At 74.2% G+C, this 14,319-nt stretch carries 16 protein-coding genes; 1 reads left to right on the forward strand and 15 read right to left on the reverse strand.

The window, feature by feature from the left end; genetic code table 11:
- From ACGBYP_RS00200 to ACGBYP_RS00270, 15 genes are all read right to left on the reverse strand, one after another.
- Complete coding sequence (locus ACGBYP_RS00200; protein WP_411581247.1) at nucleotides 1–1,347, reverse strand: flagellar hook-length control protein FliK; 1,347 nt, start codon at nucleotides 1,345–1,347, stop codon at nucleotides 1–3.
- Nucleotides 1,344–2,306, reverse strand: a complete 963-nt coding sequence (locus ACGBYP_RS00205; RefSeq protein WP_411581248.1) for a transglycosylase SLT domain-containing protein — start codon at nucleotides 2,304–2,306, stop codon at nucleotides 1,344–1,346. The genes ACGBYP_RS00200 and ACGBYP_RS00205 overlap by 4 nt, the downstream gene beginning before the upstream one ends.
- Nucleotides 2,294–2,749: a flagellar export protein FliJ gene (locus tag ACGBYP_RS00210; RefSeq protein WP_411581249.1), complete on the reverse strand. Its 456-nt coding sequence runs from the start codon at nucleotides 2,747–2,749 to the stop codon at nucleotides 2,294–2,296. The genes ACGBYP_RS00205 and ACGBYP_RS00210 overlap by 13 nt, the downstream gene beginning before the upstream one ends.
- Before the next feature lie 34 nt (nucleotides 2,750–2,783).
- Nucleotides 2,784–4,091, reverse strand: coding sequence for a FliI/YscN family ATPase (locus ACGBYP_RS00215; RefSeq protein ID WP_411581250.1), 1,308 nt, complete (start codon nucleotides 4,089–4,091; stop codon nucleotides 2,784–2,786).
- Nucleotides 4,088–4,957 (reverse strand): FliH/SctL family protein, encoded by an 870-nt coding sequence (locus ACGBYP_RS00220; RefSeq protein WP_411581251.1) that lies wholly within the window; start codon nucleotides 4,955–4,957, stop codon nucleotides 4,088–4,090. The genes ACGBYP_RS00215 and ACGBYP_RS00220 overlap by 4 nt, the downstream gene beginning before the upstream one ends.
- Nucleotides 4,941–6,011, reverse strand: coding sequence for a flagellar motor switch protein FliG (gene fliG, locus ACGBYP_RS00225; RefSeq protein WP_411581252.1), 1,071 nt, complete (start codon nucleotides 6,009–6,011; stop codon nucleotides 4,941–4,943). The genes ACGBYP_RS00220 and fliG overlap by 17 nt, the downstream gene beginning before the upstream one ends.
- A gap of 106 nt (nucleotides 6,012–6,117) precedes the next feature.
- Nucleotides 6,118–7,677 (reverse strand): flagellar basal-body MS-ring/collar protein FliF, encoded by a 1,560-nt coding sequence (gene fliF, locus ACGBYP_RS00230; protein ID WP_411581253.1) that lies wholly within the window; start codon nucleotides 7,675–7,677, stop codon nucleotides 6,118–6,120.
- Entirely contained in the window at nucleotides 7,677–8,018 is a 342-nt protein-coding gene (locus ACGBYP_RS00235) for a flagellar hook-basal body complex protein FliE (protein WP_411581254.1), read from the reverse strand. Before ACGBYP_RS00235 ends, fliF begins: the two co-directional genes overlap by 1 nt.
- Before the next feature lie 2 nt (nucleotides 8,019–8,020).
- Nucleotides 8,021–8,425: a flagellar basal body rod protein FlgC gene (locus ACGBYP_RS00240; RefSeq protein ID WP_411581255.1), complete on the reverse strand. Its 405-nt coding sequence runs from the start codon at nucleotides 8,423–8,425 to the stop codon at nucleotides 8,021–8,023.
- Nucleotide 8,426: 1 nt separating this feature from the next.
- Nucleotides 8,427–8,777, reverse strand: a complete 351-nt coding sequence (locus ACGBYP_RS00245) for a flagellar basal body rod protein FlgB (protein WP_411581256.1) — start codon at nucleotides 8,775–8,777, stop codon at nucleotides 8,427–8,429.
- A gap of 264 nt (nucleotides 8,778–9,041) precedes the next feature.
- On the reverse strand, nucleotides 9,042–9,416 hold the full coding sequence (locus ACGBYP_RS00250) for a hypothetical protein (RefSeq protein ID WP_411581257.1): 375 nt from the start codon (nucleotides 9,414–9,416) through the stop codon (nucleotides 9,042–9,044).
- Nucleotides 9,413–9,799: a flagellar export chaperone FliS gene (fliS, locus tag ACGBYP_RS00255; protein WP_411581258.1), complete on the reverse strand. Its 387-nt coding sequence runs from the start codon at nucleotides 9,797–9,799 to the stop codon at nucleotides 9,413–9,415. The genes ACGBYP_RS00250 and fliS overlap by 4 nt, the downstream gene beginning before the upstream one ends.
- A gap of 49 nt (nucleotides 9,800–9,848) precedes the next feature.
- Nucleotides 9,849–11,249: a flagellar filament capping protein FliD gene (gene fliD, locus ACGBYP_RS00260; protein WP_411581259.1), complete on the reverse strand. Its 1,401-nt coding sequence runs from the start codon at nucleotides 11,247–11,249 to the stop codon at nucleotides 9,849–9,851.
- Nucleotides 11,250–11,377: 128 nt separating this feature from the next.
- The gene (locus ACGBYP_RS00265; RefSeq protein ID WP_411581260.1) at nucleotides 11,378–12,580 is read right to left on the reverse strand and encodes a flagellin; all 1,203 of its coding nucleotides are present in this window, start codon (nucleotides 12,578–12,580) and stop codon (nucleotides 11,378–11,380) included.
- A gap of 127 nt (nucleotides 12,581–12,707) precedes the next feature.
- Complete coding sequence (locus ACGBYP_RS00270) at nucleotides 12,708–13,616, reverse strand: sigma-70 family RNA polymerase sigma factor (RefSeq protein WP_411581261.1); 909 nt, start codon at nucleotides 13,614–13,616, stop codon at nucleotides 12,708–12,710.
- A 200-nt stretch (nucleotides 13,617–13,816) separates the two neighbouring features.
- Between ACGBYP_RS00270 and ACGBYP_RS00275 the strand changes: the two genes are divergently transcribed.
- Nucleotides 13,817–14,305, forward strand: a complete 489-nt coding sequence (locus tag ACGBYP_RS00275; protein ID WP_411581262.1) for a flagellar protein FlgN — start codon at nucleotides 13,817–13,819, stop codon at nucleotides 14,303–14,305.
- Nucleotides 14,306–14,319 lie beyond the last annotated feature (14 nt).

Consider the following 14,319-nt stretch of genomic DNA (forward strand, 5'->3'; position numbering starts at 1 on the left):
TCAGACGCGGACGTCCACGCCGGACGACGTGGACTGCTCGGTGGTCGGGGTGCCGGTGGTCATCTGCTCGGGGGCGGCGCCCCACGCGCGGCCCCGGGGGGCCTGCTGGCCGGGCTGGCCGGCGGCGCCCTGCTGCCCGGCGCGGGCGTCCAGCAGCTGCTGCTGGGCCGAGCGCGAGCCGGGGCCGGAGTCGCCGGTGGCCGTGTCGACCTCGAGGGCGCTCAGCGACAGCCCGGCGCCCTCGAGGTCGCGGCGCAGGTCGGGCAGGGCATCGAGCAGGGCGTGCCGGCCGGCCTCGTGAGCACCGTGCAGCTTCAGGTCCAGGGAGCCGGCGGTGACGGTCACCGCGATGGTGACCGGGCCGAGGTCGTCGGGGGTGACGACGACGGTCATGGTCTGGCTGCCGTCGGGGGCGTTGCGCAGCACCGCGAGGTGCCGGCCCAGCTGGTCGGCCACGGGCGGCTGCGGCGCCGGTGCGGCCGGGGTGGCCGCGGTCGCCGGTGCCGTCGCGGTGGTCGAGGGGGCCGGCGCGGCGCCGCCCAGGCCGGACACCGGGTCGGTGTCGGCGCCGGCCGCGGGGACCTCGGCCGGCAGCGCGGCGGGCGCCGCCTGCTCACCCGGCGAGCCGTCGCCTGTGCCGGTGGACGTGCCCGCCCAGGCCGGGGGCGGGAGCAGGAGCACGGGCGCGTCGGTGGCCGGCGCTCCCGGTGCCGCGGCGGGCCCGGTCGCCGGTGCGGGCGCGGTGTCCGGGGCGGTGTCGAGGACGACGGTGAGGCCGGTCGCCGCAGCGTCCACGACGGCGGCCGGAGCGGTGGCAGGGGCGGTGACCGGCTGCGGGACGGCGGGCCCGGCGGGCAGGACCCCCGCCGGAAGCTCGGCGGCGGCCGGGGCCGGGACCGCGGGCGCGGCCGCGGGTAGGCCCGCGGCCGGGAGGTCGACGGCGACGGCACCGGCCGGGACGACGATCGCGGCGGCCGGGTCGGCGGGGGCGTCACCGGCCGGCCCGGTCGTCACCGGCGTCGCGGCGGCCAGCAGCGCCCACAGGCCGGGGGCGAGCGGGACCGGGACGGCGGTGGGCTCGGGCTCGCCGGACTCCGCGGTGTCGGCGGCGGCCGGGTCGTCCGCGGACGGGGTCCGGTCCGCCGGGTCGGACGCGGGGCGGTCGCTGCGCGGGCGGGCGGCGACGGCGTCGTCGGCCCGGGCCTCGCGCGGGGTGTCGCGGGTGGTCCGGAGGGCGCTGCCCAGCGCGTCGGCGAAGGCCGGTGCGTCCGCCGAGGGCGACGCCGCGGGGCGGGCGCCGGCGCGGGCCGCGGCCGGCACGGCGGGCAGCACGGTCGGGGTCGTCACGAGTAGGCCTCCGCGGCGTTGGTGACCTTCTGGACGTAGGACGTCGTCTCGGGGTACGGCGGCACGCCACCGGCGCGCTGCACGGCGCCGGGGCCGGCGTTGTAGGCGGCGAGCGCGAGCTCGGTGGTGCCGAACTGCTTCGTGAGGCTGCTGAGGTAGCGGGCCGCGCCGTCGATGGACGACGCCGGGTCGCTCGCGTCGACGCCCAGGCTCTTCGCGGTGGCCGGCATGAACTGCATGAGGCCCCGCGCGCCGGCCGGGGAGACCGCCGAGCTGTCGAAGCCCGACTCGGTCCTGGCCACCGCCGCCAGCAACGCGGGGGAGACCCCGTGCGCGGCGCCGGCCCGGGTGAACAGGTCGGCGTAGGGGACACCGGCGAGGCTGCCGCCGCTCGCGGGCGCCGCGGCGGACGCGCCGCGCACGCCGTCGGGCAGCACCCGGCGGATCAGCGTCGGGTCGCCGACGTCCTGCACCTGCACGACCTCGCCCTCCTGGGGCGCGGCGATCATCTTGCCGCCGCCGATGTAGATGCCGACGTGGTCGATCCCGGCGCGGGAGGAGGAGTGGTCGAACAGCACCAGGTCGCCGGGCTGGGCCTCGGCGAGGGAGGCGACCGGGCGGCCGGCGGTGGCCTGCTGGGCGGCGGTGCGCGGCAGGTCGATGCCGAGGTCGGCGTAGACCCGCTGGGTCAGCCCCGAGCAGTCCAGCCCGGAGGCGTCGGTGCCGCCCCACTTGTAGGGGACGCCGAGGTACTTCGTCGCCGCGCCCACGACCTCGGCGCCGGTGCCGGTGGCCTCGGGGCCCGTGGCGGTGGTGGCGCTCGCGGGGGCGGCGGTGGCAGTGAGCCCGGCGGCCGAGGCGGCGCTGGCCCATGACGAGCTGGGCGCCGCGGGCGCGGTGGGGAGGAAGCGGGCGTGGATCTGGTTGATCCGGGTCTGCACCGCGGCTAGTCCGTCCACGTCGTCTCCTCCTCCGTCGTCGTCCTGGTGTTGTGGGCGCCGGTGACCAGGTCGTCGATCGCCCGGGCCTCGGCCGCGTCGGCGGCTGCCTGCAGTGCGGACACGTGCCGCTCACGGAGGCGTTCCAGGCCCTTGGTGCGCTGCGCGGCGGCTGTCCACCGCGCCTGCACCAGTTCGGCCTGTTCCGCCCGGGCGAGCGCGAGTGCCCGTGCAGCAGACACATCGGCAGCCGCGGCGGCCGACGCGACCATCGCGGCGGCGAAGGCGCCGCCGGAGGCGTGTGCGGGCAGGGCGCGGCCGGTGAGGGCGGCGGCGTCACGCTCGGCCCGGTCGGCTGCCGCGGTGGCCTCCTGGGCCGCCTGGGCGGCCGCGAGGGCGGCGGCCCGCTCCTCGTTGCGCCGCAGGCGCAGCACCGGTTCCAGGCGGAAGGCCGGCTGCTTCACGGCGCGGGGTCCCCGGCGCCGGGAGTGCCGGGGCTCATGCGGCGGTGGCGAGGGCGTGCAGTCGGGCGAAGGCCTCCGGCGGCGGGGTGGCGTCCCCCACGGACTGCTGCAGGAACGCGTCGATCGCCGGCACCAGCCGGCGGGCGCGGTCGACGAGCGGGTCGGTGCCGGTCTGGTAGGCGCCGATCTCGATCAGCTCGCGCACGTCGCGCAGCGCGGCCATCATCCGGCGCACCTCGCGGGCGTCGGTCATCTGCGCACCCGGCACGATCGTGGTGGCCACGCGGGAGATCGACTCCAGGACGTCGATGGCCGGGAAGTGCCCCTGGGTGGCGAGCTTGCGGGTGAGCACCACGTGCCCGTCGAGGATCGACCGCGCGGTGTCGGCGATCGGCTCGTTGTGGTCGTCACCCTCCACCAGCACGGTGTAGAGCCCGGTGATCGAGCCGGTCGTCGACGTCCCGGCCTTCTCCAGCAGCCTGGGCATCATCGCGAAGACGCTGGGCGGGTACCCGCGGGTGGCCGGGGGCTCTCCCGCGGACAGGCCGACCTCGCGCTGGGCCATCGCGGTGCGGGTGATCGAGTCCATCATCAGCAGCACGTCGCGGCCCTGGTCGCGGAAGCCCTCGGCGATCCGGGTGGCCACGAAGGCGGCCTTGAGCCGCACGAGCGGCGGCTCGTCGGAGGTGGCGACGACGACGACGGTGCGCGCCATGCCCTCGGGGCCCAGGTCCTCCTCGAGGAACTCCCGGACCTCGCGGCCACGCTCGCCGATCAGCCCGATGACCCGGATGTCGGCGTCGGTGCCGCGGGTGATCTGGCTCATCAGGGTGGACTTGCCCACGCCGGAGCCGGCGAAGATGCCCAGCCGCTGTCCGCGCCCGATCGGGACGAGGGTGTCCAGTGCCCGGACGCCGGTGGCCAGCTGCCGGTCCACGCGGGCGCGGGTGAGCGCGTTCGGCGTCTCGCTGGTGAGGTCGACGAAGCTGGTCGAGCCGCCCAGCGGCGGGCCGCCGTCCATCGGGCGGCCGAGCCCGTCGAGCACCCGGCCGAGCAGGGCGGTGCCGACCGGCACCTGCAGCGGCATGCCGGTGGCACGCACGCGCGCGCCGGACCGGACGCCGGACAGGTCGCCCAGCGGCATGCAGGTCAGCCGGTCCTTCTGCACGGCGACGACCTCGGCCTGCAGCGGCCGCGGTCCGGTGGCGACCTCGACGAGGTCACCGACCGCGGCGGCGACGCCCTCGACGGTGAGGGTCAGGCCCATCGCGCCGGTGACCACCCCGGTGACCTGCGGCCGGGCGGCGGTGCGGGCCCGGGCCAGCAGTTCGGTGGCGGTCACGGCCGGAGCACCTCGCGCACGCGCTGGAACGCCGCGGACAGCTGGGCGTCGACCCGCTGGGTGCCGGCCTCGGCCAGCGCCCCGGCGCGCTCGACGGTCTCGTCGCCGACCACGGTGACCGACGCGGGCAGTCCGGCCAGCGCCTCGGCGGGGATCTCGGCGAGGTCGTCGGGGTGCAGCCGGACGCGCACCGGCGCGTCGGCGGGGCAGAGGGTGAGGGCGCGGCGCAGCGCGTCCATGCCGGGGCTGTCGGCGAGGGCGACCTCGCGACCGAGCAGCTCGCCGACCAGCAGCACGACCATGTCCAGCACGTCGTCGCGCATCGTGTCGACGACGGGGGCGGCGGTGGCGTCCAGGCGCTCGACGGCCGCGCCGACGGCGGCGGTGGCCGAGGCCAGCCGCCGCTCCCAGCGGGCCTGGACCGCGGCGAGCCGCTCCTCGGCGGCCTGCTCGGCGGCGCGGACGACGGCCTCGGCGGCGACCAGGCCCTCGGCGTGGCCGGCGGCCCAGCCGGCGCGGCGGGCCTCCTCGCGCAGCTTGGCGAGCTGCTCGGCGTAGACCTCGCCCAGCCGCAGCCCCACCCGGGTGGTGGAGGCGGCGTCGGCGCGGGCGTCGGAGTCCGGGACCGGCACGGGGGCGACCCGCACCGGCGTGGTCACCGGGGGAGCGGGCCGGGGCGCGGTGGCCGGAGCGGCCCCGCCGCGGGGGGCCGGCACCGGCTCGGTCGCCGGTGCGGCGCCGTCGGTGGCGGCGCGGGTGCCGGAGCGGCGTCCCCACGTCGGTGCCCCCTGGGCGGCCCGCTGGTACGGGACCGCGTCGGCGGCCGAGGCGCCGCGCAGGAGCAACGTCTCACGCGACGAAGTCATCGTCCCCGCCGCGCGAGATCGTCAGCACGCCCTGCTCCTCGAGCACGCGGATGACCGCGACGATCTTGGCCTGGGCCTCCTCGACCGTGCGGGTGCGCACCGGGCCGAGCAGCTCGATCTCCTCGAGCAGGTTCTCCCCGGCGCGCTCGGAGAGGTTGCGGACCACCTTGTCCCGGACGTCCTGCTTGACGCCCTTGAGCGCGGTGGCCAGGTCGTTGGCCTCGACGTCGCGCAGCACCAGCTGCAGCGACCGGTCGTCGATGGTGACGATGTCCTCGAAGACGAACATCTGCGAGCGGATCCGCTCGGCGAGCTCGGGGTCGCTCTTCTCCAGCCACTCGAGGATCGAGCGCTCGGTGGGCCGGGAGGAGCGGTTGATGATCTCGACGAGGGTCTCCACGCCGCCGACGGTGGCCATGTCCTGGTAGGCCAGCAGCGACCCCATCCGGCGGCCGAGCTCCTCCTCGACCATCCGGACCATCTCCGGGGCGGTGCGGTCCATCATCGCGATCCGGTAGGCCACGTCGGCCTGCTGGTCCGGCGGGAAGCCCGAGAGCACCTCGGCCGACTGCGGTGCCGGGAGGTGGGCGAGCACCAGGGCGACCACCTGCGGGTGCTCGTCCTTGAGGAAGGTGACCAGCTGCCGGACGTCGCTGTTGCGCAGCGAGGCGAAGGGCAGCTCGGTGTAGACGACGTTGAGCCGGGAGAGGATGCCGTCGGCCCGCTCCTCGCCGAGGCCCGCGGCGAGCACCTCGCGGGCGAACTCGACGCCGCCGGTGCCGACGAAGCGCCGCGCGTTCATCAGCGTGTGGAACTCCGACAGGACGTCGTCGACGTCGCCGGCGTCCACGCCCTGCAGGCGCATCAGCTCGCCGGTGAGCTTCTCCACCTCGGAGGGGCGGAGCTGGGCGAGCACGGCGCCGGCCTCGTCCTTGGACAGCTGGGCGAGGAAGACCGCCGCCTTGCGCAGCCCGGGCAGCTCCTTGCGCGGGACCGCGATCTGGGCGGTCCGGGCCGGGGCCGCGGCGGCCTGCTCGATGCTGGCGATGCTCACTGCTCAGTCCTCCTGTCGCTGGACGCCCGCGGCGTCCCTCTCTTCCATCGGCAGTCCGGGACGCCGATGGGCCGGGTCCTGACGGACCCGGCCCCGGCGTCGGGGGTCACTTGGACTCGGCGAACCAGCCGCGCAGCATGGTGGCGACCTCGTCGGGACGGTCGCTGACCATCTCGGAGATCTCGCCGCGGACCTTCTCGCGCTGCGCGTTGGCCAGCTGGGCGGCCCGGTCGTCGAGCTCGGGGTCGCGGATGCTCTCGACCTGGATGCGCTCGTCGTAGAGCGGCTCGTCGTCCTCGAGCTCCTCGTACTCCTCGCGGTTGCGCCGCGAGCGGAGCCAGACGACGAGGACCAGCAGGGCGATGCCCAGGGCGATGCCGCCGGTCTTGATCATCGACCACATCTGGGCGGAGGCCTCGGCCTCGCGCTCGGCGGCGAGGTCGGCGGCGGCCTGCTCGGCGGCCGTGGTGTCGAACGCCATCACGGCGACCTGGATGGCGTCGCCGCGGGCGGGGTCGAGCCCCACGGCGGTGCTGACCAGGTCCTGCACCTGCTGCTGGTTCAGCGCCCCGGCCGCGGCCTGGTCCAGGGCCACCGAGACGGTGAGCCGCTGGGTGGCGCCGGGTGCGGCGGTGACGGTCTCGACGGTCTTGTCCACGGCGTTGTTCGACGTGGTCGAGGTCTTGTCGTAGGCGGAGTCGCCGCCGGCCTGGCCGGCGGTGTCCTCGGCGCCCAGCACGCCACCGACGGCGCCGGCGGTGCCGGTGTACGTCTCGGTGGTGTTGGTCTCCGACAGCGCCGGGGTGTCCGGGTTGTAGCTGTAGCTCTCGGTGGTGGTGTCGCGCTTGGAGAAGTCCAGGTCGGCGCGGACCGAGACGACCGACTTGCCGGGCCCGAGGACCGGGTCGAGCACCTTCTGCGCGTTGGCGGCCAGCCGGGCCTCCTGGGCCTGCTCGGCCTCGGCCTGGGCGTCGCCGGAGGCGCCACCGGCGGTCTCGCCGGCCGCGGACAGGACGGCGCCGGTGGAGTCGGCCACCGTCACCGACTCCGGGGTCATGCCCTGGATGCTGGAGGAGACCAGGTGGGTGACCGCCTGGATCTGCTCCCCGGCCAGCCGGGTGCCCGGGGCCAGGTCCAGCAGCACCGAGGCGGTCGGCTCGCCCTCGTCGGTGGCGAAGACGTCGTCCTTGGGCATCGCGACGTGCACGACCGCCGACCGGACGCCGTCCAGCGCCTTGAGGGTGCTCGAGAGCTCGCCCTCCAGCGCCCGCTGGTAGGACACCTGCTGCTGGAACTCGCTGGTGGTGATGCCCTGCTTGTCCAGCAGGGAGTAGCCGGTCTCGTTGCCCTCGGGCAGCCCCTTGCCGCTCATCGCCAGGCGCAGGTCGTAGACCTGGTCCTGGGCGACCATGATCGTGCCGCCGCCGTCGGCCAGCTGGTAGGGCACGCCCTGCGCGGTGAGCTCCTCGACGATCGCCGAGGCGTCGGCCGAGGCCAGGTTGCTGAACAGCGGCGACAGCGTCGGCGCGGTGATCCAGCGGGTGAAGACGAAGCCACCGAGCAGCAGGCCGGCCAGCAGCAGGCCGATCACGATCTTCTGCCCGATGCTGATCGTCGCCAGGAGCGTCTTGACCCGGTTCATCGGGCCGACGAGGGCAGCGGGCATCAGACCGGCATCCTCATGATCTCGGTGAAGGCGGCGACCGCGGAGTTCTTCAGGGTCACCACGGTGTCGGTGGCCAGCCGGGCCTCAGTGCTGGCGATCATGTAGTCGTGGGCGTCCTGCAGGTCGCCGGTGGCGGCCTGCAGCGCCAGGCTGTCGACGTTGCCCTGCACCGCGTTGAGCTGGTCGATCTGGCCGGTGAGGATGTCGGCGAACCCGCCGTCGCCCGCGGCCGAGGTGGCCGAGGGGCTCATCGAGACGCCGGAGACGCCCGACGTGCCGTCCAGGTTCGGGGTGGGGATCCCGCCGGTGAGGGCGGAGATGGCACCGATCGGCGAGGTCATGGTCAGCCCTTCCCGAGCTGCAGGGCCTGCTGGTAGGCCTCGGTGGCGCTCTTGATGGTGGCGAGGTTCGCCTGGTAGCCGCGCTGGGCCATGAGCAGCTGGGTCATCTGGTCCCCGAGGTCGATGTCGGGGTAGCGGACGTAGCCCTCGGCGTCGGCCATCGGGTTGCCCGGCTCGTAGACCATCCGGCCCTCGGCCGAGCCGAGCTCGGTGCGCGCGACGCGGACGCCGCCCTCGCCGGAGCCGTAGTCGACCGCCTGGGCGACGACCATCCGCTCCTGGAAGGCGTCCTCCCCGGCCGGGTTGACGGTGTTGATGTTGGCGATGTTGTCCGAGACGGCGTCCATCCACTTGCGGTGGACGAACAGCGAGGACCCGGCGATGCCCAGGGTGTCGAAGGCGGCCACGTCACTGCGTCCTGAGGGCCGAGCGCAGCAGCGCGTACTTGCCGTCGAGGGCGTTGAGCGACAACTGGTACCGCAGGCCGGTCTCGGTGGCGATCACCGTCTCGGTGTCGAGGTTGACGTTGTTGCCGTCGGTGCGGGTCGGGTCCAGCGAACGGCTCGCCGAGGACCGGCCGACCACGGGGGTCTCGCCGTTGGCGACGGCGTTCTGCAGGGCCGACTCGAAGTCCACGCGGCCGGCGAGGAAGCCGGGCGTCTGGACGTTGGCGATGTTGTCGGCGGTCACCCGCTGGCGCTGCTGGAGTCCGGTCAGGGACGCGTGCAGCGCGGTCATGGTCGAGTCGGTGATGATCACCGGGCGCTCGGCAGGGAGCGACGGAGCACGGGGGTTCCTCCGGGTACGGCGGGACGCGCGCCCAGGGGGTCCTGGGAGCGAGGGGCCGCCGATCCGTGGCGAGTGGTGCGTTCCGTGCTCCGCTGTTCTCGGCAGTCGGTGAGCCGGACATGACCACATGCACCCGATCGGATGCACGCAGTCACAGAACGCACACGTCCCCCGGGGCAGAAGTGGCCACTTCTGCCCCGGGGGACGGGGGAGTGCTGGTGGTGCGGGTGGGGGTTACAGGGCCCGGTCGATGAAGGAGGCGACGGGGCGGGTCGGCGCGTAGGACATCCGGGCGGCGACGTCGCGCTGCTTCTGCGACTGGGTGATCCGCTCGACCAGGGCCTCGGCGACGGCCAGCTGGTGCTGCAGCAGCCGGGCGGCGCGCTCGCGCAGGTCGTCGGGCAGCGGGCCGAGGTTGCTCGGCGGGACCCAGTCGGTGGACCGGCGTCCCCAGGTGGCGATCTCCTCGGCCCGGCCGCGGGCGAGGGTGGCCTCGGCCTCGACCAGGTCGCCCTCGAGGGCGTCGAGCACGGCCGGCCAGTTCCGCGCCTCGCCACGCGGGGAGGGGGAGTCCCCCACCCGGTTGCGGGGAGCGGAGCCCGCGGTCATGCCGGGCTCGAGGCGAGGGAGGCGGCGGCCTCCCGCCATGCGTCGCGCAGCGGCTCGACGATCTTGCGGCAGTCGGCGACGACCCGGACGCTGCCCTTGACGTTGGCGCGCATGAGCTCGGTCAGCAGCCAGGTGTACAGCGCGGCCAGGCGGGGTCCGCCGTCCCAGATGTCGACCCGCAGGCTGGCCTGCAGCTCCAGGACGATCTCCTGGGCGTGCTGCAGCTGCTCGTTGGCGGCGGAGCGGTCGCCGACCTCGAGCGCCCGCTCGGCGCGCTCGAGGTCGAGGGCCAGCCGGTCGTAGAGCATCACGAGAAGGCGCTGGGGGGAGGCGGTGGTGACCGTGTCCCCCATGTAGCGGGCGCGGAGGGAAGCTGCGCTCATCGGTGGATCTCTCCTCGGGTGTCGAGCAGGACGGTGGGAGGGGGCTGGGTCACTTGGACGACTTCGACCAGCTGGGCAGGGTCGAGAGCTGCGAGGCGAGCCAGTTCGACTGGTTCTGCAGGGTGCCCAGCGCGGTCTCCATGGCGGTGAACTGCCGGGTCAGTGTGTTCTTGCGCAGCGCCAGGCGCAGGTCCCAGTCGGCGATCCGGCCCTCGATGTCCTTGGCCTGGGCGTCCTCGCTCTTGGCCAGCAGGGTCAGCGTGCCGGTGGTGGTGTCGCTGGCGTTCCTGCCGATCTCGGCCAGCCGCCCGGCGATCCCGGTGACGGCGGCGACGTCGTCACCGCCACCGACGGCGTTGTCGGCGCCGAGGCCGGCCGGTGTGCCGGCGAACAGCCGCTGGACCAGGCCCGGGTCGGCCTTCATCGCGGCGCTGAACTTGGCCGAGTCGAAGGCGATCGAGCCGTCCTTGTTCAGCTGCAGCCCGGCGGCGGCCGCCGAGCCGTCGGCGCCGACCGCGGAGGAGACCGCGCTGAGGATCTGGGTCGACAGCTGGCGGAGCGTGCTGTCGCCCTTGAGCGTGGCCGTGGCGCTGGTGGCCGAGGTGTAGGAGGTGATCGTCGACAGCACGCCGTTCGCGGCGGCGATCAGCGACGACACGTTGCCGGTGACGCTGTCCTGGTCCTTGCCGACCGCGACGGTCACCGACGTGCTGGGGTCGGCCTTGGAGACGGTGACCGAGACGCCGGGGACGAGGTCGGCGAAGGTGTTGGTCGACGACGTGGCGACGAAGCCGGCGCCGAGGTCGAGCTCGGCGTCCCGGGCGGTCGAGGTGCTGGTGAAGGTGCGGGTGTTCGCCGGCGTCGTGGCGTCGGCCGGGAAGGGGCTCTCGACGGTGAAGCCACCGGCGACGCCGGTGGCCGTCGAGGTGAGCTGGAGCCGGTAGCCCGACCCGACGTTCACGGCGGCGGCGGTGACACCGGTCTTGCTGGCGTTGATCGCGGCGACGGCGTCGGCGAGGGTGGCGTCGGCGGCGAGCGGGATGGACACGGCGTCGCCGGACGCGGGGTCGATGGTGATGGAGGAGGCCCCGTAGGCCTCCTTGGCGTTCGCCCAGGTGGCGCCGCTGCTCAGGTACGCCTGCGGCGTGGCCAGGGAGGTGACCGAGAAGGTGACCGAGCCTGCGGCGGCGGTCGTGCCGGCGGTGGCGGTCACCGTGGTCGAGGAGCTGGTCGCCTTGTTCGCGCCCCAGGTCGCGTTCTTGGCGAGGTTCTCGGCGGCGGTCTTCAGGGCGTCGAAGCGGGTGTTGACGGCGCGGTAGGCGGCGGCGTCGGCCTGCGTCGCGGTGAGCTTGGTCTTCAGCAGCGTCTGCGGGTTGGCCTCGACCTGCATGAGCTGGGAGATCAGGGTGCCGGTGTCCATGCCCGAGATCAGGCCGGTGCTCAAGCTCATGCCTGCCATGTCGCTGCCTCCTGCTGCTGGGCCGGACGGGTCGTGCTGCGGTCGGGGACTCGCGGAGCGCAGTGAGGGGGGAGGCCGAGGCCTCCCCCCTCACTGGTCGATCAGGTCGTGCCGGTGGATCAGCCGAGCAGCTTCAGGATGCCCTGCGGAGCCTGGTTGGCCTGGGCCAGCATGGAGGTGCCGGCCTGGGTCAGGATCTGCGTGCGGGTGAAGTTGGTCATCTCCTGGGCCATGTCGGTGTCGCGGATGCGGCTCTCCGACGCGGCCAGGTTCTCGACCGAGACGTTCAGGTTGTTGATGGTGTGCTCGAAGCGGTTCTGGAGGGCACCCAGACCGGCGCGAGCGGTGGAGACCTGCGAGATGAAGCCGTCGATCATCCGCACCGACGCCTGGGCGTTCTCGGCGGTGTCGAACGCCAGCCCACCACTGAGGGCGGAGCCCGCGGCGCCGGCGCCGAGGCCGGCACCCGGGGTGGCGTTGGCAGCCGTCGTCAGGGTGCCGCCGTTGAGGGCGGACACGGTGATGCCGGTGCCGCCGCCGTTGGCGTCCTTGTTGACGGTGACCGAGAAGTTGGCCGCGAACGCCTTGTCGGCGCGCAGGGCGGAGGCGAACTCCTCCACGCTGGCGAAGCCGGCGGTGGTGTCGCTGCCCAGGGTGTCGTCCAGGACGCCGGTCGTCACGGTGGTGACGACGCCGTCCTTCTCCACGGTGAAGCTCTTCGCCGCGGTGGTGAGGTCGGCAGCCGCCAGGGAGGCGATGTCGAACTTCGTGCCCGTGGTGGTGAGCGAACCGCCGTTGAGGGTCTGGGCGATGTTCTTGACGTTCGCACCGGACAGGTTGACGGCGATCTGGCTGTCGGCGTTGCCGTCGGCGCCGACCTGGAACTTGAGCTCCGGGGCGGAACCGTCGAGCAGCTTCGTGCCGTTGAAGTTCGTCGAGGCCGAGATCCGGCCGAGCTCCTTGACGAGGCTGTCGGACTCGGTCTTGATGTTGGCGCGGGCCTCGGTGTTGTTCGAGTCGTTGCCGGCCTGGACGGCGAGGTCACGGACGCGCTGCAGGATCGAGTGCACCTCGGTGAGCGCACCTTCAGCCGTCTGCACGACCGAGATGCCGTCCTGGGTGTTGCGGACGGCGACCTTGAGGCCACCGATCTGCGAACGGAGGCCCTCGGAGATGGCCAGGCCCGCAGCGTCGTCGGCGGCGCGGTTGATGCGGAAGCCGGAGGACAGCTTCTCCAGCGACTTGTTCATCTGGCCGTCGGTGACGGACAGGTTGCGGTACGAGTTCATCGCCGCGATGTTGTTGTTGACGCTCAGACCCATGATGTTCCTCCGTGGAAGTGGGCTTCTAGGTGAACCCGCTGCATCCGTGCTGCGGGGCGTGCAGTTGAGTTGTCGGCGGGACGGGGGAGGTCCTTGAGCCGAGCGGCAGCTTTTTCTGCCGGCTCCCTCACGCGGGTTGGGGCGAGGTCTCCCAGCCGGCCCCGGGCCAGCTGTGCTGGCGCACCCGCGCGGTGACCGGGCGCGGTGCGGCGGGCTCGGGGGCGCGGGCGGCGGGGACCCGGGGGGCGGCCTGCCGGCCGGCGACCCGGTCGATGTAGGCCCGCTGCTGGTTGCGCGCCCGCACGCCGCCGTCGGCCGGGACCGCGGTGCCGTCCCACATCTCGCTCATCGCGGCGTGCAGCAGGGTCAGCGCCCGGGCGCGCATCTGGGACACCCGGGAGAGGGTGACGCCGAGGGAGTCCGCGATGTCGGTCAGTGATTCGTCACCGAAGAAGTTGCGCTCGACGACCTCGTCGAGCCGGTCGGGCAGCGCCCGGATCGCCTCGTGCAGGTGCCGGGCCCGCTCACCGCGCAGGAGGGCGCGCTCGGGGGAGTCGCCGGTGTCCGGGAGGTCCAGCGTCCCGCCGTCGGTGCCGACCTCGGCGTCGATGCTGACCATCACCGCGCGGTGCACGTCCAGGTGCAGCGAGTCCAGCTCGGACCGGGCGACGCCGAGGCTGGCGGCCAGCTCCTCCTTGGTCGGGGGCCGGCCCAGGCTGATGGTGAGCGCGTCGGCGGCGGCGTCGGTGCGCCGGGCCGCGGCCCGCACCGAGCGGCTGGCCCAGTCGCCGGAGCGCAGCTCGTCCAGGACGGCGCCCTGGAGGCGGGGGAGGGCGTAGGTGGCGAACGTGGCGCCCGCGGCCGGGTCGAAGCGGCGGGCGACCTCCACCAGCGCGATGTGCGCGCAGGAGAGCAGGTCGTCCCGGCTGACGTGGCTGGGCAGCGAGATGCGGGAGGCCACCGCGTTGACCGCGAACTGTGCCAGCGGCAGATGGGTGGTCACCAGCGCGTCGACGTCGGTCGGTCGATCGAGCACGGCGGAGCGGGCTGGGGTCACGGCCCCTTACTCGGCGGACCGGGGGCTCCACCGGACCGGGGGCGGGCACAAATCTGTGCGCACCCGATCTCGGCTTGACCGGGCCCGGCGGGATGCCGATGGAACGTCGACAGCGCCCGCCGGACCGGCGGGCCACAGGCCTGCACCCCCGGGCTGCACATGACGACGGAAGGGCCGGCATGGACCACCAGCACCTGTCGACACTGCTGTGGCGGGAGCAGGAGCTGCTCGACCTGCTGCTGTTCAAGGCAGAGGAGAAGCAGTACCTCATCCTGACCGGCAAGAGCCGCTGGCTGGCCCGGATCGCGCACGAGATCGAGGTGGTCCTCGAGCAGCTGCGCACCCTGGAGGTGGAGCGCGCCGCGGCCACCGAGCAGATCGCCGGCCGGCTGGGCCTGGAGGCCAACCCCTCGCTGCGCAGCCTCGCCGACTCGGCCCCCGCGCCGTGGAACGACCTGTACGCCAAGCACCACGAGGCGCTGCTGGTCCTGGTGGGGGAGCTGCGCGGGCTCTCCGACGCCAACCGCGAGCTCATCGAGAGCGGCCTGGCCGTCATCAACGACGCGCTGTCCACGACCCGCCCGCCCAGCGCCGCCGGCACCTACACCCAGTCCGGACGGGCGGCCGGCAACGCCTACCGCTCGGTCACCCTCGACGGTGCCCTGTGAGCGCCGCGGTGCGT

It is taken from the genome of Modestobacter sp. SSW1-42 (genome assembly GCF_046635825.1).
Taxonomy (GTDB): domain Bacteria; phylum Actinomycetota; class Actinomycetes; order Mycobacteriales; family Geodermatophilaceae; genus Modestobacter.